20 protein-coding genes are annotated in these 22,583 nt (G+C 63.6%); 13 read left to right on the top strand and 7 right to left on the bottom strand.

What is annotated here, in order from left to right:
- Nucleotides 1-5: 5 nt before the first annotated feature.
- A complete protein-coding gene (locus GOW72_RS06210; RefSeq protein WP_170366063.1) occupies nt 6-749 on the bottom strand; it encodes an RNA methyltransferase in 744 nt (247 codons plus the stop codon).
- A 162-nt stretch (nt 750-911) separates the two neighbouring features.
- Between GOW72_RS06210 and GOW72_RS06215 the strand changes: the two genes are divergently transcribed.
- Nucleotides 912-1,541 (top strand): thiamine phosphate synthase, encoded by a 630-nt coding sequence (locus tag GOW72_RS06215; protein ID WP_170366065.1) that lies wholly within the window; start codon nt 912-914, stop codon nt 1,539-1,541.
- Here the strand turns inward: GOW72_RS06215 and GOW72_RS06220 are convergent.
- The gene (locus GOW72_RS06220) at nt 1,538-2,590 is read right to left on the bottom strand and encodes a HupE/UreJ family protein (RefSeq protein WP_170366067.1); all 1,053 of its coding nucleotides are present in this window, start codon (nt 2,588-2,590) and stop codon (nt 1,538-1,540) included. The two genes, GOW72_RS06215 and GOW72_RS06220, sit on opposite strands and share 4 nt — an antisense overlap.
- 227 nt (nt 2,591-2,817) lie before the next feature.
- Here GOW72_RS06220 and GOW72_RS06225 point away from each other — a divergent pair, with 227 nt between their 5' ends.
- From GOW72_RS06225 to GOW72_RS06235, 3 genes are all read left to right on the top strand, one after another.
- A complete protein-coding gene (locus GOW72_RS06225; RefSeq protein ID WP_170366069.1) occupies nt 2,818-3,711 on the top strand; it encodes a PfkB family carbohydrate kinase in 894 nt (297 codons plus the stop codon).
- Nucleotides 3,708-4,622, top strand: a complete 915-nt coding sequence (locus GOW72_RS06230; RefSeq protein WP_170366071.1) for a pseudouridine-5'-phosphate glycosidase — start codon at nt 3,708-3,710, stop codon at nt 4,620-4,622. The genes GOW72_RS06225 and GOW72_RS06230 overlap by 4 nt, the downstream gene beginning before the upstream one ends.
- A 70-nt stretch (nt 4,623-4,692) precedes the next feature.
- Nucleotides 4,693-5,370, top strand: coding sequence for a DUF502 domain-containing protein (locus GOW72_RS06235; protein WP_149774457.1), 678 nt, complete (start codon nt 4,693-4,695; stop codon nt 5,368-5,370).
- Here the strand turns inward: GOW72_RS06235 and GOW72_RS06240 are convergent, their stop codons facing one another.
- Together GOW72_RS06240 and GOW72_RS06245 are read right to left on the bottom strand one after the other, a co-directional pair.
- A complete protein-coding gene (locus tag GOW72_RS06240; protein ID WP_170338912.1) occupies nt 5,371-6,399 on the bottom strand; it encodes a patatin-like phospholipase family protein in 1,029 nt (342 codons plus the stop codon).
- 28 nt (nt 6,400-6,427) lie between these two features.
- The gene (locus GOW72_RS06245; RefSeq protein ID WP_170338398.1) at nt 6,428-7,201 is read right to left on the bottom strand and encodes a 3-hydroxybutyrate dehydrogenase; all 774 of its coding nucleotides are present in this window, start codon (nt 7,199-7,201) and stop codon (nt 6,428-6,430) included.
- Nucleotides 7,202-7,514: 313 nt separating this feature from the next.
- Here GOW72_RS06245 and GOW72_RS06250 point away from each other — a divergent pair, with 313 nt between their 5' ends.
- Entirely contained in the window at nt 7,515-9,341 is a 1,827-nt protein-coding gene (locus tag GOW72_RS06250; protein ID WP_170366073.1) for an extracellular solute-binding protein, read from the top strand.
- A 475-nt stretch (nt 9,342-9,816) separates the two neighbouring features.
- Nucleotides 9,817-10,044, top strand: a complete 228-nt coding sequence (locus GOW72_RS06255) for a hypothetical protein (protein WP_093962974.1) — start codon at nt 9,817-9,819, stop codon at nt 10,042-10,044.
- Here GOW72_RS06255 and GOW72_RS06260 read toward each other — a convergent pair.
- Nucleotides 10,041-10,664: a helix-turn-helix domain-containing protein gene (locus GOW72_RS06260; protein ID WP_093962221.1), complete on the bottom strand. Its 624-nt coding sequence runs from the start codon at nt 10,662-10,664 to the stop codon at nt 10,041-10,043. The two genes, GOW72_RS06255 and GOW72_RS06260, sit on opposite strands and share 4 nt — an antisense overlap.
- Before the next feature lie 65 nt (nt 10,665-10,729).
- On the opposite strand from GOW72_RS06260, the gene GOW72_RS06265 reads away from it, so the two are divergent.
- The 5 genes from GOW72_RS06265 to GOW72_RS06285 all read left to right on the top strand — a co-directional run bounded on the left by GOW72_RS06265 (nt 10,730) and on the right by GOW72_RS06285 (nt 16,582).
- Nucleotides 10,730-12,247 carry a class I adenylate-forming enzyme family protein gene (locus GOW72_RS06265; protein ID WP_170366076.1) on the top strand — a complete coding sequence of 506 codons (1,518 nt, stop codon included), beginning with the start codon at nt 10,730-10,732 and terminating at the stop codon, nt 12,245-12,247.
- Entirely contained in the window at nt 12,244-12,903 is a 660-nt protein-coding gene (locus GOW72_RS06270; RefSeq protein ID WP_170366078.1) for a DsbA family oxidoreductase, read from the top strand. Before GOW72_RS06265 ends, GOW72_RS06270 begins: the two co-directional genes overlap by 4 nt.
- Nucleotides 12,904-12,979: 76 nt before the next feature.
- Nucleotides 12,980-14,188, top strand: coding sequence for a multidrug effflux MFS transporter (locus GOW72_RS06275; RefSeq protein ID WP_170366080.1), 1,209 nt, complete (start codon nt 12,980-12,982; stop codon nt 14,186-14,188).
- A gap of 55 nt (nt 14,189-14,243) precedes the next feature.
- On the top strand, nt 14,244-15,908 hold the full coding sequence (locus GOW72_RS06280; RefSeq protein ID WP_170366083.1) for a tetratricopeptide repeat protein: 1,665 nt from the start codon (nt 14,244-14,246) through the stop codon (nt 15,906-15,908).
- Nucleotides 15,905-16,582, top strand: coding sequence for an SH3 domain-containing protein (locus GOW72_RS06285; RefSeq protein ID WP_170366084.1), 678 nt, complete (start codon nt 15,905-15,907; stop codon nt 16,580-16,582). The genes GOW72_RS06280 and GOW72_RS06285 overlap by 4 nt, the downstream gene beginning before the upstream one ends.
- 9 nt (nt 16,583-16,591) lie before the next feature.
- On the opposite strand, the gene mfd is transcribed toward GOW72_RS06285, so the two are convergent.
- Nucleotides 16,592-20,050: a transcription-repair coupling factor gene (gene mfd / locus GOW72_RS06290; RefSeq protein ID WP_170366086.1), complete on the bottom strand. Its 3,459-nt coding sequence runs from the start codon at nt 20,048-20,050 to the stop codon at nt 16,592-16,594.
- Between the two features lie 21 nt (nt 20,051-20,071).
- Complete coding sequence (locus GOW72_RS06295; RefSeq protein ID WP_170338895.1) at nt 20,072-20,596, bottom strand: component of SufBCD complex; 525 nt, start codon at nt 20,594-20,596, stop codon at nt 20,072-20,074.
- Between the two features lie 120 nt (nt 20,597-20,716).
- Here GOW72_RS06295 and hemB point away from each other — a divergent pair, with 120 nt between their 5' ends.
- Nucleotides 20,717-21,715, top strand: coding sequence for a porphobilinogen synthase (gene hemB / locus GOW72_RS06300; RefSeq protein ID WP_170366089.1), 999 nt, complete (start codon nt 20,717-20,719; stop codon nt 21,713-21,715).
- 145 nt (nt 21,716-21,860) lie between these two features.
- Entirely contained in the window at nt 21,861-22,433 is a 573-nt protein-coding gene (locus tag GOW72_RS06305; protein ID WP_093962230.1) for a lipid-binding SYLF domain-containing protein, read from the top strand.
- Nucleotides 22,434-22,583 lie beyond the last annotated feature (150 nt).

The raw sequence follows: 22,583 nt of genomic DNA on the forward strand, positions 1-22,583 counted from the left end.
CAGCCTCAGCCCTTGTCCTTCCAGCGGACCATCTGACGCATGATCCCGTGCAGCATCTGCACATCGGCCCGCGTCATGCGCATGCGCGACCACAGGTTGCGCAGGTTCACCTTCATCCCTTCGGCCTTTTCCGGCGGGTAGAAGAACCCGGCCTCGTCCAGCCGCTGTTCGTAGTGTTCGACCAGCTTCTCGACTTCGATTCCCGTGGCCCAGTCGCCTTTGCCCAGATCGGTGGCCGCGTGCACCACGTCGCCGGTCTGGCGCATCCACTCATATGCGGTCAGCAACACGCACTGCCCCAGGTTCAGCGAGGCGTACTCGGGGTTCACAGGCACCGAGATGATCGCATTGGCCTTGGCGATGTCTTCATTCTCCAAACCGGCCCGCTCGGGCCCGAACAGCACGGCCACCTTTTCGCCCGCCGCCACCTTCTGGGCTGCGATCTGCATGGCGCGTTCGGGGCTGTAGACGGGTTTGGTCAGGCCGCGCTGACGGGCGGTGGTGGCAAACACATATGTGCGGTCGCCCAACGCGCCGGCCAGATCGTCGAACAGCTGCGCCTCGTCCAGCAGCCGCCCGGCACCGCTCGACATGGCCACGGCCTTGGGGTTGGGCCAGCCGTCGCGCGGGGCGACGATGCGAATACGGTCCAGACCGAAATTCCACATCGCCCGCGCCGCGGCGCCGATGTTTTCGCCCATCTGCGGGCGGACAAGCACGAATGAGGGCTGGGGTCTGTCGCTGGGCATCCTGATCTCCGAAAGTTGCGCCTGCCATACTGCCGCCGCTGGCACAGGGCAAGCCCGGCCGCCCTGCCCGATTGCAAATCACGCGGTCTGCGGGCAATAAAGTTTGCTTCGCCGCCGCAATCGGCTAAACCGCGCCAAAGACCAACCGCGAAGGATCCGCCAATGGACACCCCCGAGCAGCCTCAGATCTATCTGATCACCCCGCCGACCATCGACCCGGCCACCTTTCCCGACCGGCTGGCCCGCGTTCTGGACGGGACCGAGATCGCCTGCATCCGGCTGGCGCTGGCCGGCAGCGACGAGGACGCCATCGCCCGCGCGGCCGACGCCTGCCGCGAGGTGGCCCATGCGCGCGACGTGGCGCTGGTGATCTCGAACCATGTCCTGCTGGCGCAACGGCTGGGGCTGGACGGGGTGCATCTGGAGGATGCGGCCCGCTCGGTCCGGGCCGCGCGCAAAGAGCTGGGTGCGGATGCCATCGTCGGCAGCTTCTGCGAAACCTCGCGCCATGACGGGATGACCGCGGGCGAAGCCGGGGCTGACTATGTGGCCTTTGGGCCCGTGGGGGACGTGTCGTTGGGCAAAGGGACCCGCGCCGAGCGTGATCTGTTCCAATGGTGGTCCGAGATGATCGAGGTTCCGGTTGTCGCCGAAGGCGGCCTGACACCCGAACTGGTTGCCGAACTGGCTGAATGTACCGACTTCTTCGGTATCGGAGACGAGATCTGGGCCGCAGAGGACCCGCTAAGCGCCCTGAACACGCTGATCGCGCCGATGAATACCGGCGGTTAGGACATAACCGCCCAGTACAGACCCAAGCCCGCCAACAACAGCGAGGCGACTGTGGAAATACGGCCGCGCAGCCTGGGCGAATCCGGCAAGAGCACGGTCAGGGTGGCGAGGATCAGGATCGCGACTCCGCTCAGCGCCAACAGGATGCCAGCTGCAAAACCCAGCACCGCCGGCGCGACATGATGCGGCGGCACACCCAGGCGCGACGATGCTTCTGACAGGGTCAGGCCAAGGACTGCACCGGTCGCCAAAAGGAACAGCACGCGCCAGACCCCCAACCGGTCGGTGACGAGGTTCCAAAGCGCCAACAAGGCGATGGCCGCCGGCACGACCGGCCACGGCAGGAACGGGCTCGCATTCAACACGTCGAACATCCCAAGCGGCAGCGTCACCAGAACGCCCAGCCCCAGCGCGGCAAGCTGAACAAGGACCGGGCGCAACTTCAGTGACAAGAAAACCAGCACCGAGGCCAGCGCCAGAAGCTGTGCCCCCGCGCCCGCGACATGCAGCAGCCCGGCCCGGAAAAAAGCCTCGGCCGCTTGCTGCGCCCCCAGCCCGGCCCCGCCTGCCAAGGGAATGCGAGGACTGACCTCGCCGCCGCTCAGAAACCCGGTATAAGGCGCCTCGACCCCTTGCTGGCGCAAGACCACGGGGCCGATCCCTTCAGGCCAGGTCAGGCGCAGGCTGCTTGCATCAGGCGGCAGAGGACCGGCCAACAGCACTCGAGAAATCCGCGCCACGTCCGGGTTGCCGACCACCGGAATACTTGCGCCTTCATAGGACAACGCAACCGGCCCGTTCACGTCGATCTGCAAGGATTGCTTCCAATCCGTTACAAAATCGTGGACGTGTTCCTCAAGCTCGGACGAGACAAGCCGGCGCAGCTGTGCGTAGCGCGCGCTCCCGCCGTCGCCGCCCTGCGCGACTTCTTGCGGATCGAACCCGGCCAGAACGGCCTCGGCGTTCATGGCGATTTCGACCAGAAGCCGACCGTCCCGGACCTGAAAGTCAACGATTGTCCGTCCGCTTTGTTGCGCCCATGCAGGCATGGCCAAAAAAATAAATGCCAGCAATGGCGCAATTATCCAGGCGCGAAACCGCAGGAAGGTCAGCAAACGGATATTGAGACCCATCCGAAAATATCCAAAAGAACCAAAAAACACTGTGTCCGAGTGTTTCGTCCTTCCAAACAATTGGCAAGCCAAATCGCCGACGTGGACCCACCCCGCGCAGCTTCCGGCTTGCGCGCGCCCTGCGCCTGCGGCATGACGAGGAAATGACTCAGAACAGCGACATCCTGTGTATCGGATCCGTCCTGTGGGACGTGATCGGACGATCCGCCAGCCACATGCGGCAAGGATCGGACGTGCCCGGCCGCATCACGCGCCTGCCCGGTGGCGTGGCGATGAACATCGCCATGACCCTTGTGCGCTTCGGCATGACCCCGACCCTTCTGACCGCCATCGGCAGCGACCCCGAGGGCGACGAGTTGGTCCATGCCTGCAAGCGGCTCGGTATGGACACGACCCATATCTATCGCTCGCAGGACCTGCCCACCGACCGTTACATGGCGGTCGAAGGCGCAAACGGACTGATCGCCGCCATTGCCGACGCCCACTCGCTGGAGGCCGCCGGCGCCAAGATCCTGCGCCCGCTGATCCATGGCCCGCTGGGCTATGAAAACACCCCGTTCGAGGGGCAGATCGCGCTGGACGGCAACCTGACGCTGGACCTTCTGGAAGAAATCGCCGTCAGCCCGGCCTTCGCCCGTGCAGACCTGCGCGTAGCCCCGGCCTCGCCCGGCAAGGCCGAGCGGCTGCTGCCTTTCCTCAAGCACGGCCGGGCCACGCTGTATGTGAACCTCGAAGAAGCCGGGCTGCTGTGCCAGCGCGAGTTCGCCGATTCCGAAACCGCCGCCCGCGCTCTGCTGGACCGGGGCGCGCTGCGTGCGCTGGTGACCGACGGGGGCAACTCGGCCACCGTGGCCAGTGCCCAGGCGGTGATCACCCAGAAACCCCCGTCGGTTCTGGTCACGCGCGTGACCGGCGCGGGCGACACGTTCATGGCGGCCCATATCGCCGCCGAAGCCAATGGCGCCAGCATCGACGAGGCGCTGACCCGCGCCCTGCATGCCGCCGCAACCTATGTATCCGGAGAGACCCCCCTGTGATCGACATCCAGTATTCCGCCGAAGTGCGCGCGGCCAAGGACGATGGAACCCCCATCGTTGCCTTGGAAAGCACCATCATCACCCACGGCATGCCCTACCCGCAGAACATCGAGGTGGCGGCCCAGGTCGAGCAGGACATCCGCGATGCGGGCGCCGTTCCGGCCACGATCGCTGTGATCGACGGTCGGCTGCATGTAGGTCTGGAACCCGATCAGCTGAAGGATCTGGGACAGGCGCAGGGCGTGGCCAAGATCTCGCGCGCGGATATGGCGGCCTGCATCGCTTCGGGCGGGACCGGGGCCACAACCGTTGCCGCCACGATGATCGCGGCCCATTTCGCAGGGATCGAGGTCTTTGCCACCGGCGGCATCGGCGGGGTGCATCGCGGCGCGGAAACCAGCTTTGACATCTCGGCCGACCTGCACGAACTGGCGCAGACCCCGGTCACAGTCGTGGCCGCCGGGGCCAAGGCGATCCTTGATCTCGCAAAAACGCTCGAAGTGCTGGAGACGCTGGGCGTGCCGGTCATCGCCCATGCCCAGGATGAATTCCCGGCCTTCTGGTCCGCCAAGTCGCCCTTCGCCGCGCCCTTGCGGATGGACACGGCCGAGCAGATCGCCAAGGCCCATGCGACGCGCCGCGCTCTGGGTCTGCCAGGCGGGCAGCTGGTGGCCAATCCGATCCCGTTGGCCGATCAGATCCCGTCCGAGGAACTTGACCCGATCATCGCCTCGGCCCAGCAGGACGCCGAAGCGCATCGCATTACCGGCAAGGCCGTCACGCCCTATCTTCTGCAGCGCATCTACGAGCGGACCGAGGGCCGATCCCTGATCGCCAACATCGCCCTGGTGCGCAACAATGCGCGCCTTGCGGCTGGCATAGCCAAGGCATTGAAGGCTCAGGCTGACTAAGCGCCAAACGGACCTATTGTACCAAGGCGCCGGACTGATTAACTAGTCCGGCAAACCGCTCGGAACCGCGATGAACACACCGTTTGATGAAGAACCCCACCGCCGCCCCGGCCTGCTGTCGCGGCTACGCGCGTCGTTTCTGACGGGTATCGTCGTCATCGCACCGGTCTGGCTGACGCTGTGGCTGATCCTGTCGGTGGTCGGCTGGATCGACAGCGCGGTCCTGCCCCTGATCCCGCACCAGTTCCGGCCCGAACAATATGTGGGTATCAACCTGCGCGGCGTGGGCGTCCTGTTCTTCCTGATCTTCACGGTTCTGGTCGGCTGGATCGCCAAAGGTATCCTGGGCCGGTCACTGATCCATTTTGCCGAAAGCCTGGTCAACCGGATGCCCGTCGTCCGGTCGATCTATTCCGGGATCAAGCAGATCTCGGAAACCGTCTTTGCCCAGACCGAGCGGTCGTTCGAGAAGGCCTGCCTGGTCCAGTATCCTCGCCGGGGCATCTGGGCCATCGGCTTCGTCTCGACCGAGGCCAAGGGCGAGATCAACAAACGCGCCGAAACCGGCGGCGGCCTGCTGAGCGTGTTCATCCCAACCACGCCGAACCCAACCTCGGGTTTTCTGCTGTTCTTCCCCGAGGAAGACGTGATCCTGCTGGACATGACGATCGAGGATGCCGCCAAACTGGTGATCTCGGCCGGGCTGGTCTATCCGAACCAGAAAGACCCCACGCAGCCGCCCGAGTGATCAGCCGAACATCGCGGGCAGATCAACGGAGCTTCGCGCACCCAGATCGGGTTTGTGATCGGCCAGAAACTGGTCGGCCGCGGCCCGTCCCGCCTGTTTCAGGCTGTGCAGAACCACCGGGTTGGGCACTGTCTTGGTCGCCACCGACAGGCTGTTCATCAGCGCGTCATCGGCGATCATGTGCACGAAGACCCGGCTCATTTCACCCGCCTTCAGCTTGCCCTTGACCAACAGGCGCTGCACGAAGTTGATCGCCCGCAGCTCGCGCAGAAGGGAAGAATTGAAGCTGATCTCGTTGATCCGGTTCTGAATCTGCTGCGGGGTCTTGGGAACCTCGTCGCGCTCCAGCGGGTTGATGTTCACGATCACCACATCTTCGGGCAGGCCCGCGTTGAACAGCGGAAACAGCGCCGGGTTGCCGGTATAGCCGCCATCCCAATAGGCTTCGGTCCGGTCGGTTTCGGGGTCGTGGATTTCAACTGCCTGGAACAGGTTCGGCAGGCAGGCCGAGGCGAGAATCGCGTCAGTCGTCACCTCATCGCCCGTGAAAACACGGATCTTGCCGCTGCGCACACAGGTGGCGCAGACGAACAGGCGTGGCCCCTGATCGGCGCAGACCTCGCCAAAATCAAATGCCTCGACCACCGGGGCCAGCGGATTGCGGTAGAACGGTCCATAGGCATAGGGCGACACCATCCGCGACCAGGTATCAGCCACCGAGAACGGCAAAGAATACTCCATCGCCTGCGCGATCTGAGCGGGCTCCATCCCGGCCAGCCAGTTGGCGATGCGCATGTCGCCCACCGCGCCCATCCTCTCCCACAGGGCGTTTAGGGTCTCGCGCGCGCCATCGCGACCGGCATGAACCATGCCGGCCTTGAACGCGGCTCCGTTCAGCGCCCCGGCCGAGGTTCCGGTAATCGCCGCAACCTCAATGTCTTCGTCGTCCAGCAGACGGTCCAGCACGCCCCAGGTAAATGCGCCATGCGCGCCGCCGCCCTGCAGGGCAAGATTGATGCGCTTTACCATGTCCGCCGGCCCCGGCGCGCGCCGCGGATCACAAGGCGGTCCAGCCGCCGTCGACCGAGATCGTGGTGCCGGTGATCTGGGCCGCGGCGTCCGAGCACAGGAACACGGTGGTTCCACCCAGCTGTTCGACGGTCGCGAACTCTTTCGAGGGTTGCCGTTCGAGCATGACGTTCTTGATCACGTCCTCGCGGCTCATGTTGTATTCCTTCATCGTGTCGGGGATCTGCGCCTCGACCAGCGGCGTCAGCACATAGCCCGGACAGATGGCGTTGCAGGTGATCGGCTCCTGCGCGGTTTCCAGCGCAACGGTCTTGGTCATGCCGACAACCCCGTGCTTGGCCGCCACATAAGCCGCCTTGTAGGGCGATGCAGTCAACCCATGCGCCGAGGCAATGTTGACGATCCGCCCCCACTCGGCCTTGCGCATCATCGGAAGCGCCGCCGCCATCGTGTGAAAGGCCGAGTTCATGTTGATGGCGATGATCGCGTCCCATTTCTCGACCGGGAACTGGTCGATCGGCGCGACGTGCTGAATGCCTGCATTGTTGACCAGGATATCGCAGGCTCCGGCCTGTTCGATCAGCGCGCGGCATTCCTCGCCCTTGGACATGTCGGCCTTGATGTAGCGCGCGTTGGTTCCGGTCTCCTTGCTGATCTCGGCCGCCAGCGCATGATCTTCATCGCGATCAGTGAACGAGTTCAGAACCACGTCGGCCCCCGCCTTGGCCAATTCGCGCGCGATGCCCAACCCGATGCCCGAGTTCGATCCGGTGATGATTGCTGTTTTTCCCGACAGGTTCATTTGGGGTCTCCCACAGACTCATGATTTGGAGACACAGTGCCATGCTGCACCTGCAAAATAAACGGGAAAGACCCGGTTGCGGATACGGTCGATTTATGGGCTGGAATCACGGAGCTCGAGGCAGAAAAAAACGCCCGCACGAAGCGGGCGTTAAGTTATTGAGGCAGGTTTCATACAGGCAAGAAACCTATCGAGCAGTGGAACCTTTATAAGCAATTCCGCGCCGTCATCCAAGCTAAAAGTTTGATAATAAGAAAAATCATCGGTACGGTGAATCCCAACAAAATAAGGCCAGAGCAGGATTGTTTCCAAAATGAGCCCCGATATTCTCCGTCCCATCTGCCCGTTGATCGCGGGAATCGCTGCCTCGGTTGTCGCCACGTTAGCGCAAGCAGAATCGACCCATGGCATAGCTATGTATGGAGACCCGGCCCTACCACCGGATTTTGTGTCGCTGCCTTATGCCAACCCCGACGCGCCCAAGGGCGGCAAGGTCGTGTTCGGCAATACCGGCGGCTATAACAGTCTCAACCCGTTTGTGCAAAAAGGCACCGCCCCTTGGCAGCTGAGATTTTGGACCCACGAGGGGTTGATGGGCCGTTCGTGGGACGAACCTTTCACTCTTTACGGGCTTTTGGCCGAATCAATCGACACCGCGCCGGACCGATCCTGGGTCGAATTCACCCTGCGTGAGACTGCCCGATTCTCTGACGGATCGCCGGTCACGGTTGACGATGTGATCTGGTCTTACGAGACCCTCGGAACGCAGGGGCATCTGCGCTATCGCGGTCTGTGGGCCAAGATCGACAGTATTCAGCAGACCGGACCACACTCGGTCCGGATCATCTTCAACGAGCCAGACCGCGAGCTGGCCCTGATCGCAGGGCTGCGGCCGATCCTCAAGAAAGCCCAATGGGAGGGCAAGGATTTCGCCGAGGCATCCCTGCAAGATGTCCCGATTGGCACCGGCCCCTATGTCATCGATGACTACGAGGCCGGGCGTTTCGTGAACCTCGAACGCAATCCGGATTATTGGGGCAACGATGTCCCGTTCCGCCGGGGTACCATGAATTTCGACGAGATGCGGTTGGAGTTCTACGGCGACCAGACGGTTCTGTTCGAGGCCTTCAAGGCCGGCGCGCTGTCGGCCGTCCGCGAGTTCAACGCCGACAAATGGGCCACGCAATACGATTTCCCGGCCGTTCAGCGCGGCGATGTCATCAAAACCGAGATTCCGCATAAAAAGCCCTCGGGCATGACAGGTCTGGTCATGAACACGCGCAAAGCGCCCTTTGACGATTGGCGCGTACGCGAGGCGCTGACCCTTGCGTTCAATTTTGAATTCATCAACGGCACGATCACGGGCGGTGCTCAGCCTCGGATCACCTCGTATTTCTCGGGGTCTGAACTGGCGATGCAACCCGGACCGGCAACCGGTCGGGTGGCTGAGATGTTGCAACCCTACGCGGCTGATCTGCTGCCGGGAACCTTGGAAGGGTATGTTCTGCCCGAGGGCGACGACTCGGTTCGCAACCGAAGGGACATCCGCAAGGCGGCTGATCTGCTGGAGCAAGCTGGATGGACAATCCAGGACGGCGTGTTGAAGAACGCAGCGGGAGAGCCGCTCAAGATAACCCTGGTCATCAGTCAGGGAAGCTTGAATGTGGTTCAGAACGTGGATGCGATCGCCGAGATGTATGCCCGCGCGCTGGAACGGCTGGGGATCGAGCTGACCGTCGACAAGGTGGATGACGCACAATACACCCAGCGGGTGTCCGAGCTGGATTTCGACATGACCCCGTTCCGCCGCGCGCTGTCGCTGTCGCCGGGCAACGAACAACGCCTCTACTGGGGCAGCGAAGGCGCGGATACCTCGGGGACACGCAACCTGATGGGGGTCACCTCTCCGGCGGTGGATGGGCTGATCGATGCGATGCTGGCCTCGGAAAGCCGTGAGGATTTCGTGGCCGCCACCCGCGCGCTGGACAGGGTTTTGACCGCCGGACGGTATGTCATTCCGATCTGGAGCTTTGACGTTGGCCGCATCGCCCATGTGAAGGAAATGAAGCATCCTCAGATCCTGCCAATCTATGGTGACGGACCGCAGTTCATGCCCGACGTCTGGTGGTACGAGGAGTAGCAGGCAACCGGCAGGGGCTTGTGCCCCTGCCCATTTCAAGAGATGCACTTCACCCATCGGACGCCGCGCGGGCGTCGGCAATTTTCGGCACATGTGACCAAACACCAAAAAGCGATCAAACAACCCCGCTGGGCGCTATTTCTAGAGCACCTGACTACTTGTTGCGGGTGGAGCGCTTGTCACCACGACATCTCGCAATCCAAGTGACAATCGACGCAACGGACACCCGCACCGAGAAAAGATTTCTTAGATAGATCAAAGCCCTGTATTCGGCGCAGTCCAGAGTGCGAGTATTTGAACGATCGCCAAAACCGACAGGGAGAGGGAAAACGGGCCGAGCACGGCGTGAAAAACCGCTTTGATTTTCCAGCGCCCTGACCTGCGACATTTTGTCATGTCTTCGCGCGGGCTGCGCGCTCCGTACGCTGGTCTGGGGAAGAGCAGTCCTGAAACCCGAACCACGGAAGGCTCGCAGATGTTGAACTGGACTGATTTGACACAAGACTGGAGCGCGTCCTACGCACGTGCCAAGCGCCGTTTTCCGAACCTGCGCGATCAGGATATGGCGCGCGTGAGGACGGACAGGAAACGCTTTGAGGCCTATCTGGCCGAGCGGCACCACCTGACGGTGAACGAGGCCCATGAAGAGGTCGAGGATTTCCTTTACACCGAAGGCCTGAACCGCGAACTAGCCCGGCGTTAGGCCAGCGACGTGACCCACAGGATGGTCGCGTCCTCATCGCTTACCGAGATCACGTTGTGCCCCATGCTGCCGTCGTAGTAGGCGCTGTCGCCCCGACGCATCTCAACCGGTTCATAAAATTCGGTGTACAGGCGGATCACGCCGGTCAGCACATACAGGAATTCTTCGCCATCGTGACGCACCCAGCCGTCGAACTCGTCCATTGACCGGGCGCGCACGCGGGCCCGATAGGGCAGCATCTGCTTCTTGGTCAGCGTTTCGGCCAGCAACTCGTGCTCGTAGGTCGTTGTGGCGTGCGCAGTGCCTTCACCCATCTTGGTCACTGCCATGCGACCGATCACTTGATCCCGCTCGGGCGGGGTGAACAGCTGCGGTACAGAGATTTCGAGACCGATCGCCAGCTTCTTGAGCGCGTCATAGGTCGGCGACATTTGGCCATTCTCGATCTTGCTAAGCGTGGACCGGGCCAACCCGGCCTGGTTCGCCGCCTGCTCGAGGGTCCATTTCCGTGCCTTGCGCAGTTCACGCACTCGGGCACCCAGATCCACCGGCTCCAGCTCGGTGCGGGAACCGTTGTCGCGGGCGATGCGTACGATGGATTTGTGGTCTTTGCTCGTCATGCGTCATTCTATAGGGCCAGCGCCGCGCGCTTGCAACGCGAGACAAAGGGCAATAGCCAAGGCGCATGTTGTCGATCTTCGATCAGGGGCCGCCGCCGCCCTGTCCCGCGCCGTTCAACCTGGCCGCCCATGTGCTGCGCCGCGCCGATGCCACGCCCGACAAGGTGGCCCTGTCCGTGCTGCGCCCTGACGGTTCGAACGACTGGACCTTTGCGAAGTTGAAATCTGCAGTTCTGGGCACAGGAACCGGGCTGCTGCGTGCAGGCCTCGTGCCCGGAAACATCGTGCTGATGCGTCTGGGCAATACGGTCGATTTTCCCATCGCCTATCTTGGGGCAATCGCGGTCGGGCTGGTCCCGGTGCCCACCTCCTCGCAACTGACCGAGCCGGAAACGGAGCGGATGATCCGGGAACTGTCTCCAGCCGCCATTCTGCGCGATCCGTCCGTGGCCTGTGCCGCGCACCCCAACCAGATCGGCCTGGCCGACCTTGCCGCCATGCGCGACCTGACGCCCGCGTCGTTCGACATGGGCGATCCGGAACGCATGGCCTATGTCGTCTATACCTCGGGCACCTCGGGCAAACCGCGCGCCGTGGCCCATGCGCATCGCGCGATCTGGGCGCGGCAGATGATGGTCGATGGCTGGTACGGCCTGCGCGAGGCTGACCGCCTGTGCCACGCGGGCGCGTTCAACTGGACCTACACGCTGGGCACCGGCCTGATGGACCCGTGGACCATCGGCGCCACAGCGCTGATCCCCGAACCCGGAACCGACCCGGCCGCCCTGCCCGGGTTGCTGCGCCGCCACCGCGCCTCGATCTTTGCGGCCGCCCCCGGCGTGTACCGAAAGATGCTGAACGCGGCGGACACGCTGCCCCTGCCCGATCTGCGCCACGGCCTAAGCGCCGGCGAGAAACTGTCCCGCGCCCTGCACGAACGCTGGGTACAGGCCACCGGGACCGAGCTGTACGAGGCCTACGGCATGTCGGAATGCTCGACCTTCATCTCATCCAGCCCGTCCCACCCCGCGCGCGGCGATGCGCTGGGACGGCCGCAACCGGGGCGCCGCGTGGCGATCCTGGGGCCCGACGGGCCGGTTCCGCAGGGGCAGGAAGGCACCATCGCCATTCACCGCTCGGACCCGGGGCTGATGCTGACCTATCTCAACGCCCCGGACGAGGCCCGCGCGCGCATGCAGGGCGACTGGTTCCTGACCGGCGATCAGGGCGCGATGGCCGTGGATGGGCAGATCACCTATCTGGGGCGCGACGACGACATGATGAACGCCGGCGGCTTCCGGGTGTCCCCGATCGAGGTCGAATCCGTCCTGTCGCGGTTTCCCGGAATCGCTCAGGTCGGCGCGGCGGCGGTCGAGGTCAAACCGGACACTTTCGTGATCGCCGCCTTCTATTCCGGGTCGGAAAAACTGGACGAAACCGCCCTGCGCGCTTATGTCGAGGCCAACCTGGCGCGCTACAAGCAACCCCGCGCCTTCATCCACCTTCCCGAACTGCCCACCGGGGGCAACGGAAAACTCCTGCGCCGCGCATTGCCGGCCTATTTCAAGGCACCCGAAGAATGACCCAGACCGTCAAGCTTGATATCCTGTCCGACCCGATCTGCCCGTGGTGCTATATCGGCAAGACCAACCTGGACAAGGCGCTGGCCTCGGTCCCGGACCATCCGTTCGTGATCGAATGGCATCCGTTCCAGCTGAACCCAGACATGCCCGAAGGCGGCATGGACAGGCGCGAATACCTGGAACGCAAGTTCGGTGGCAAAGAAGGTGCGGTCAAAGCCTATGCGCCGGTGGTGGAGCATGCCGAAAAGGCCGGCCTGAACATCGATTTCGAGGCCATGAAGCGCACCCCGAACACGCTGGACGCCCATCGCCTGATCCATTGGGCAGGGATCGAGGGTAAGCAGAACCAGGTGGTGGATGCGCTGTTCACTGCGTATTTCGTGCAGGGCCGCGACATCGGCGACCACGAGGTTTTGGCCGACATCGCCGACAGCGTGGGCATGGACGCCGCAGTTGTTCTGAAGCTGCTGAAATCCGACGCCGACCGGGACGACATTCGTCAGCGGGATACGCACTCGCGTGAGATGGGCGTAAACTCGGTCCCCACCTTCATCGTCGCCAACCAGCACGCGGTCCCTGGGGCGCAACCACCGGAATTGTGGGCGCAAGTGATCGGCGAAATCATGTCTCAGCTTGAGCCTTCCTCTGCAGAATAGCACAGAGTTCTGTGCGCGATTGCACCTAGCCCACCTTGCCCTGTCGTGTTAGCGCGTTGGGGCAAGGAGTCCCCGCATGGCTGACCGTATTTCCAAGGCCGAATTCATCGCGCTGATCGCGATGATGTTTGCCACCATCGCATTTTCGATTGATTCAATGCTGCCTGCCCTGCCCGAGATCGGCGCGCAGCTCAGCCCTGATGACGTGAACCGGGCGCAGTTGATCCTGACCAGCTTTGTTCTTGGCATGGGAATCGGCACGTTCTTCACCGGCCCGATCTCGGATGCGGTCGGACGCAGGCCGGTGATCTTTGCCGGAGCAGCAGTCTATATTCTGGCATCGGCCGTGGCTTGGGCCAGTTCGTCGCTGGAGTTGGTTCTGGCTGCCCGGGTGGTTCAGGGACTGGGGGCCGCCGGGCCCCGCGTAGTCGCGATGGCGATCATCCGCGATCTGTTCTCGGGCCGGGAGATGGCGCGGATCGTGTCCATCGCGATGATGATCTTCACCCTGGTGCCCGCCATCGCGCCCATGGCCGGAGCCGCCGTGATTGCCTTCGCCGGTTGGCGCGGTGTGTTCATGTCGTTTATCCTGTTTGCGTTGGTCATCATTGTCTGGATGGGGTTCCGACTGCCGGAGTCCCTCGCGCCGGAAAATCGCCGCCCGTTCCGCCTGCCGCTGATGGTCGGTGCCGTGAAAGAGATGTTCGCCCACCCCACCGTGCGCCTGTCGATCTTTGTTCAGACCCTGTGCATGGGCATGCTGTTCACCATGCTGACCATGGTGCAGCCGGTCTATGACGTGATCCACGACCGCGCCGACAGCTTCCCTTTCTGGTTCGGGTTCGTGGCGCTGATGTCCGGCTCGGCCAGCCTTCTGAACGCGGCCGTTGTGGTGCGCGTGGGGATGCGCCGGATGGTGACCTGGGCGCTGGCCGGACAGATCCTGATCACCTCTCTGGTGATTGCCCTCAACATGTCGAACCTGTCGTCGCAGGCCTCGTTTGCGCTGTTCGTGTTCTGGCAGACCACGGTCTTTTTCATGGCCGGGGTCACCATGGGCAACCTGAATGCCATCGCGATGGAGCCGATGGGCCATATCGCGGGCATGGCGGCCTCGGTCATCGGGTCGATCTCGACCGTGCTGGCCGCCGCGATCGCCGCACCGGTGGGGCTGCTGTTCGACGGTACGCTGGGGCCGTTGACCATCGGCATCCTGACCATGTGCGTGCTGGCCTTCGGACTTATGGTCCACATGGGCCGGATCGAAGACCGCGTCCCCGCCTGACCTGTGCAGCGCACCCGAACTGCGCTAGGCTCACCCCAGTCAGGGAGGGTTCGGCATGAGCGACTATTACGATCTGGGCACGCATGGCTGCCCCGTCACCACGTCCTCGGATCAGGCGCAGCTTTGGTTCAACCGGGGCCTTGTCTGGACCTACGGCTACAACCACGAAGAGGCGGTCGTGTGCTTCCAGCGCGCGCTGGAGCATGACCCGGACTGCGCCATGGCCCATTGGGGCGTGGCCTATGCTGCCGGGCCCAACTACAACCTGCCCTGGGATCTGCTGGACGACCGCGGTAAGTCCAAGGCCCTGAACTGCGCCTATGACGCAACCCAGTGCGCACTGGCCCTGCTGGATCGCTGCACGCCCGTCGAACGCGAACTGATACGCGCCCTGCCTGCCCGCTATCCCCAGCGGGACCCGGCGCCCGACATGCACCGCTGGGACCATGATTTTGCGGACGCCATGCGCGCCGCCTTCGCGGCCCGACCCGACCATCTGGACCTGCGCACCATCTATGTGGAGTCGCTGCTGAACCTGACCCCCTGGCAGATGTGGGACCTCAGGACGGGCCAGCCTGCCGAGGGTGCCGCGACGCCTGAGGCGCAGGAGGCGTTGGAATGGGCCATGGCCAACGATCCGGCGGCAATGTCGCATCCGGGTCTGCTGCACCTCTACGTGCATCTGATGGAGATGTCGCCCACGCCCGAGAAGGCGTTGAAGGCCGGTGACGTGCTGCGCACGTTGGTGCCGGATGCCGGGCATCTGGTGCACATGCCCACCCATATCGACGTGCTGTGCGGCCACTACCAGAACGTCGTCCACTGGAACGAACAGGCGGTCATCGCCGATCTGAAATATTACCAGCGCGAAGGCGCGTTCAACATCTATACCGGCTATCGCCAGCACAATTACCACTTTGTCATCTATGGCGCGTTGTTCCTCGGTCAGATGGAGCCCGCCCTGCGTGCCAACAAGGGCCTGTGGGACACCACGCCCGAGGAAATGCTGCGCATCGAAAGCCCGCCGATGGCGGATTACTTCGAAAGCTACATGGCCATGGGGCCGCACATCCTGATCCGTTTCGGCCGGTGGGAGGAAGCCAAGGCCCTGCCATTGCCCCCCGATCCCAACCTGTATCTGACAGTAACGGCCACCACGCATTACGCCCGCGCCATCGCCCATGCCGCCACCGGCGACGTGGCCGAGGCCGAGGCCGAGGAACAGCTGTTCCTCTCCGCCAAAGACCGCGTGCCCGAAACCCGCCTGCTGCACAACAACCGCGTAATCGACCTGCTGGAGATCGCCCGCGAGATGCTGCGGGGCGAGATCGAGTATCGCAAAGGCAATTTCGACACGGCCTTCGCCCACCTGCGGCGCTCGGTCGAGTTGGACGACAATCTGCCCTATGACGAGCCCTGGGGCTGGATGCAGCCCACCCGCCACGCGCTGGGGGCGCTGCTGTTCGAGCAGGGCCACGTGGCCGAGGCCGAAGCCGTCTATCGCGAGGATCTGGGTCTGGGCGGCACCCTCAGCCGCGCCTCGATCCATCCCGACAATGTCTGGAGCCTCAAGGGCTTGCACGATTGCCTCAAGGCGCGTGGCGCGGTAGAGGAATTGCAGCTGATCCGACAACGACTTGACCTGGCCCTGGCGCGGGCCGACCGCAGCGTCGGCGCCTCGTGCTTCTGCGCCCAGGCCGCGATGAGAGCCGCTGAATGAAACTGTTGAACGCTGCGCTGATCGCGCTGTGCTGCGGTCCCGCCTGGGCCGACCGTCAGACTTTTCCGCCTGTGGACGAGGCCAGCCAAGACCCGGCACTGGAAGCCTTTCGTGCGGACCTGCGCGCAAAGGTCGCCGCCCGCGACCTCGAGGGCGTGATGGCCGCCACCTGCCCCGAGATCTACACCAGCCACGGCGACGAGGACGGCCCCGAGACTTTCCGCGCCAATCTGACGGTCGATCCCGAAACCCTGCCCGAGGCCGACCGCCGCCACGCCGCCACCATCCGCGAGGACTACTGGCGCGACCTCGAGACCACGCTGGCCCAGCCCGGCTATTTCGACGAGGATGGCGAATTCTGGATGCCGCACCAGTGGCGGCTTACCCTGCCAGCGAAGCTGGATCCGTTCACCGCCTATTTCGTGACCGGTCAGGATGTCACCCTGCGCCAGGCCCCAAACCGCGGCGCGCCCATTCTGGACCTGATCAGCCACGAGGTGGTGATCGTGCCGGACTATCTGGAAGAGGCCGAATATCAGGGCGTCATCCTGACCGACGGAACGCGCGGCTATATCTATTCCGAATTCCTGTGGTCGATGGTCGGCTATCGCGCGGCCTTCGTGAAGTCGGACAGCGGTGACTGGCAGCTGTGTACGTTCGTGGCCGGGGACTAGGCCGCGCCCTCAGGCGCTGGCCTTCTTCTTTTTCTCGGCGGCGACCTTCTCGGCCAGATCGCGGGCAATGGCAAAGGCGCCCTTGATCTTGTCGCTGTCCTTCTTCCAGTCGCGCCGCACCACGATCTTGTTGTCCTTGACCTTGGCCAGCCCGCGCTGGTTCTGGATGAACTCGACCAGACCTTGCGGTGAGGCGAACTTGTCATTGTGGAACTGGATCGTTGCTCCCTTCGGTCCGCCGTCCAGCTTGGCGATGCCGGCGCGTTTGCACATGGCCTTGATCCGCACCACCAGCAGCAGCGTGTTCACCTCTTTCGGCAGCGGGCCGAACCTGTCGATCAACTCGGCGGCAAAGCCCTCCAGTTCGACCTTGGTCGACAGCGACGACAGGCGGCGGTAGAGGCCCAGCCGCACGTCCAGATCGGGCACATAGTCTTCGGGGATCAGTACCGGAACGCCCAGGTTGATCTGCGGCGCCCACTGATCGTCGGCCTCGCTCAACCCTTCCATCTCGCCGGCCTTGATCTTGGCGATCGCCTCTTCCAGCATCGACTGGTAGAGCTCGTATCCCACGTCGCGCATCTGGCCCGACTGTTCCTCGCCCAGCAGGTTGCCCGCGCCGCGAATGTCCAGATCCTGGCTGGCCAGCGTGAACCCCGCCCCCAGCGTATCGAGCGAGCCCAGAACCCGCAGCCGCTTTTCGGCCGCCGGGGTGAGCCGCGCGCGCGGCTTGGTGGTCAGATAGGCATAGGCGCGGGTCTTGGACCGCCCCACCCGGCCCCGGATCTGATAGAGCTGCGCCAGCCCGAACATGTCGGCCCGGTGAACGACCATCGTGTTCGCGGTGGGAATGTCCAAACCGCTTTCCACGATCGTGGTGGCCAGCAGGATGTCATACTTGCCGTCATAGAAGGCGTTCATCCGGTCGTCCAACTCGCCCGCGGCCATCTGGCCGTGGGCCACCACATAGGTCAGTTCCGGCAGCTGTTCCTTCAGGAATTCCTCGATCTCGGGGAGGTCCGAGATGCGCGGCACCACATAGAAACTCTGCCCGCCACGATAGTGCTCACGCAGCAGTGCCTCGCGGATGGTGACGGCATCGAACTCGCTGACATAGGTGCGGATCGCCAGACGATCGACGGGCGGCGTGCCGATGATCGACAGGTCGCGCACGCCGGTCAGGCTCAGTTGCAGGGTGCGCGGGATCGGCGTTGCGGTCAGTGTCAGCACATGCACGTCCGAGCGCAGCTGCTTGAGCCGCTCCTTGTGGGCCACGCCGAAATGCTGTTCTTCGTCGATGATCAACAGGCCCAGATTCTGGAACCGGATGCCCTTGGCCAGCAGCGCATGGGTCCCGATCACGATATCGACCGTGCCCTTTGCCAGCCCTTCGCGGGTCTGCTGCGCCTCTTTGGCCGAGACGAAGCGTGACAATTGCCTGACTTCCAGCGGGAAGCCCCGGAACCGGTCCTTGAAGCTGGCGGCGTGCTGACGGGCCAGCAGCGTGGTGGGCGCGATCACCGCCACCTGCAGTCCGGACATGGCCGCAACGAAGGCCGCGCGCATGGCGACCTCGGTCTTGCCAAAGCCCACGTCGCCGCAGATCAGGCGATCCATCGGCGTGCCCGAGTGCAGGTCCTCCATTACGTCGGCGATGGCGCGCAGCTGATCCTCGGTTTCCTGATAGGGGAAGCGGGCGCTGAACTCCTCCCACGCGTGGGGCGGCGGGTCCATGATCGGGGCCTTGCGCAGGGCGCGTTCGGCGGCGATGCGGATCAGCCGGTCGGCCATCTCGCGGATCCGCTCTTTCAACTTGGCCTTCTTGGCCTGCCACGCACCACCGCCCAGCTTGTCGAGCAGGCCTTCCTCGTGCCCGTATTTCGACAGCAGCTCGATGTTTTCGACCGGCAGGTACAGCTTGGCGCCTTCGGCATATTCCAGCAGCAGGCATTCATGCGCGGCGCCGAGGGCGGTCACGACTTCCATGCCCATATAACGGCCGATGCCGTGATCGACATGCACCACCAGATCGCCGGGGCTGAGCGATTGGGTCTCGGTCAGGAAATTCTCGGCCTTGCGGCGTTTCTTGGGTTGGCGGATCAGCCGGTCGCCCAGCACATCCTGTTCCGAAATCACCGTCATGTCGGGCGTCTCGAAGCCGTGCTCCAGCGCCCAAACCGCCAAGTGCAGGCCGCGTTTGCCGATGCGCGAGCCGTCGGAAACGGGAATTGCCTCGGCCAGGCCCTCATCCTCGATCAACCCGGTCAGGCGTTCGCGCGCGCCCTCGGAGTACGAAGCGACCAGAACCGGCCCCTTCTCAAGCTTGTTCTTGATGTGGCTTGCCAGCGCGCCGAACAGGCTGATGCTTTCCTGCTGGCGCTCGGGGGCAAAGTTGCGCCCGATCCGACCGCCCGCATCGATCACCCCCGGGCCACTGGCCTGCGGAAGGGGGCTGAACTGCAGCACCCGCCGCTGCGCCACCGCCTGGGTCCAGGCGTCATCATCCAGATACAGCAGGCCCGGCGGCGTGGGTTTATAGACCGAATCCATCCGCGAGCGGTTCTCGAGCGCCAGATGCCGGGTTTCGTATTGATCGGCGATGCTGTCCCACCGGGCCAGACGGGCGGGCGTGACCTGATCGTCCAGCGTGATCGTCGCGTCCGGCAGGTAGTCGAACAACGTTTCCAGCTTTTCGTGGAACAGGGGCAGCCAGTGCTCCATGCCCTGATGCTTGCGCCCGGCGCTGACCGCCTCGTACAGCGGATCATCCGTACCGGCCGCACCGAACTCGATGCGATAGTTCTGACGGAACCGGGTGATTGCGGCCTCGTCCAGGATCACCTCGGAAACCGGGGCCAGTTCGACTAGATCAAGCTTTTCCGTGGTGCGCTGGGTGGCCGGATCGAACCGGCGCGCGCCGTCCAGCACGTCACCGAAGAGGTCCAGCCGCACCGGCCCTGCTTCGCCCGGCGGGAAGATGTCGATGATCCCGCCGCGCACGGCATAGTCGCCGGGCTCCATCACGGTGGGGCTTTGGCTGAAACCCATGCGCACCAGAAAATCGCGCAGCGCGGCCTCGTCGATGCGCTGGCCGACCCGAGCGGTGAACGCCGCCTGCCGCAGCACGTCGCGCGCCGGCACGCGCTGGGTGGCCGCGTTCAGCGTGGTCAGCAGAACGAACCGCTCGGGCATCTGGTGCACCAGTGCCGCCAGGGTCGCCACCCGCGCCGCCGCGATGTCGGGGTTGGGCGACACCCGGTCAAAAGGCAGGCAATCCCAGCCGGGAAACAGGATCACCGGCATGTCGGGCGCAAAGAAACGCAGCGCGGCGCGCATCGCCTCGGCACGTTTGTCGTCGCGCGCCACATGCAGAACCGGCCCGCCCGAGCGGGCAACCTCGTTCAGCACCAGCTGCGCGTCAAACCCCTCGGGGGCGCCGCCGACTGTCACGTGGTTCGGAGCCTTCATCGCCTCGCCTTTCAGATTTTGCTATCCCAGAACGCCTATCGAAAGGTTCTGATACATGCCCCACATCGAAGTGACCAGTATCGCAAACATACCGATGACCTGCGTCGCCAGCCGGCATCGATGCAGCGCCTTGGACACAGCTTCAATCGTCAACTCCTGCCGCCGCAGGTTCCGGGCCACCCGCAGGCTGTTTGCGCCGACAAGAACCATCGGGAACAGCAGCAGGAACACCGCCTGGGCGAACTCGACCTGATAGTAAAACCCCAGCGTCGCCAGCCCCGCGAACAGGAAACAACACAGCGCCAAGATCACGACCCCCGAAACGTCGGCAATGTAGAGGATGCGGTTGGTGTTGATCCGCACGATGTCCAGCAGGTCGGTCTCGGCCTGGCCTCCGACGCGGCGGGCGCGCACGACCAGATCATAGGGAACGCCCATTACCCAATGGCTGGCTGTCGACCACAGCACCGCAAGCGCGATCCAGTACCACAGATTCGAAAAGCTGCGCATGTCGATGAGTTCGAAAATCGAGGAGTACCAGTCCAAACTCGGTCCTTTAATTCAAAATTCTCAGGCGGTTCTATCGCAACGGCGCGGCTATTGGTACCCTTGAGACCTGCGCAAATTCATGCCACCCAATGCGCGAATGTTCAAGGAGAACGCGCCATGAAACCGACAATTGCCCCCTACCCTCACGGCCGCTTTCGTCGCGCCCGCCAGTCCGAGGCGATCCGGGGCCTGGTGCGCGAGAACACCCTGACCGTTGATGACCTAATCTGGCCGGTGTTCGTGCGTGATGGCGAGGGCATCGAAGAGCCCGTGCCCTCGATGCCCGGCGTGGTGCGCCGCTCGGTCGATCTGATCGCCAAGGCCGCAGCCGAAGCGCAGGCGATGGGCATCCCGGCGATCTGCCTGTTTCCCTACACCGATCCCAGCCTCAAGACGCAGGATTGCGCCGAGGCGTGGAACCCCGACAACCTTTCGAACCGCGCCATCCGCGCGATCAAGCAGGCCGCACCTGAAATCGCGGTGATGACCGACGTCGCGCTGGACCCCTACAACATCAACGGCCATGACGGATACGTGGTGGACGGCAAAATCGTGAATGACGAAACGGTCGAGGCGCTGGTCAAGATGACGCTGGCCCAGGCCGAGGCCGGAGCCGACATCATCGGCCCGTCCGACATGATGGACGGCCGGATCGGCGCGATGCGCCAGGCGCTCGAGGCCGCCGGCCATCACGACGTCATGATCCTCAGCTACGCCGCGAAATATGCCAGCGCCTTCTACGGACCCTTCCGCGATGCGGTGGGGGCATCGGGCGCGCTGACCGGCGACAAGAAGACCTATCAGATGGACCCGGCCAACTCGAACGAGGCGCTGCGCCTGATCCAGCGCGACCTGACCGAGGGCGCCGACATGGTGATGATCAAGCCCGGCATGCCCTATCTGGACATCTGCCGGCGGGTCAAGGACACGTTCGGCGCACCCACCTATGCCTATCAGGTGTCGGGTGAATACGCGATGATCCAGGCCGCAGCGCAAAACGGTTGGATCGACGGCGAAAAGGTGATGCTGGAAAGCCTGCTGGCCTTCAAACGCGCGGGCTGTGACGGCATCCTGACCTATTTCGCGCCGCAGGTCGCCCGGCTGCTGCAGAGCTAATCCCACGGGACTCCGCGATTTTTCGCCGATCGGCCGGCCTTGGCCTGCCGGTTTTCCCGTGACACCCGACGCCGTTCGGCGTATTCTTGCACACAAGACCGGGACCACCCGGCTTTTCAGGCACATCGACAGAGAAAAAAGAAACATGAGCAGTTCCAACACACCACGACTGAGCCGTCGCGGCTTTGCCTTTGGCATGGCCGGACTGACCCTGACCGCCGCTTGCGGCAACGGCGTCGGAAACTCGAACGCGGCAACGATCGATGCCCGCGTCGATGCCACGCTGACCGAGATGTATACCCGCTACCCGAACACCCAGGAAATCGCCAACAAGGCCAACGGGATGCTGGTCATGCCGCTGATCACCGAGGCGGGCTTCGTCTTTGGCGGTGGCTACGGAAAAGGCGCCTTGCGCATCAATGGCGCGACGGTCGACTACTACTCGGCTGTCAAAGGCACCGCCGGGCTGCAGATTGGCGCCCAGCAATACGCCCATGTCCTGTTCTTCATGACCGAGGACGCCCTGAACGATTTCCGCCGCTCAAGCGGATGGACCGCCGGCGCGGACATTGGATATGTCGTCAGCGACCAAGCGGACCAGTTGTCGACCGACCTGACCACCTTGCGCAAACCCGTGCTGGCGGCGGTCTTCGGTCAGGCTGGGCTGCAATTGGGCGCAACGGTCGAGGGCATCAAATACACGCGCATTATTCCCTGACCCCCTGACCCCCCTCAAGAAAACTCCGTCACTGGCCAATGCCGTGGCGGAGTTTTTCGTTTCAGACGCAGATTCCACGGCGCTGCCTCTTTCGGTCGCCAGAGCCATGAATTAACCTTCGCCTGATCTGCAAATTCAAATGGTGCGCTG

Origin of the sequence: Ruegeria arenilitoris (assembly GCF_013032855.1) — a bacterium.
GTDB lineage: Bacteria > Pseudomonadota > Alphaproteobacteria > Rhodobacterales > Rhodobacteraceae > Ruegeria > Ruegeria arenilitoris.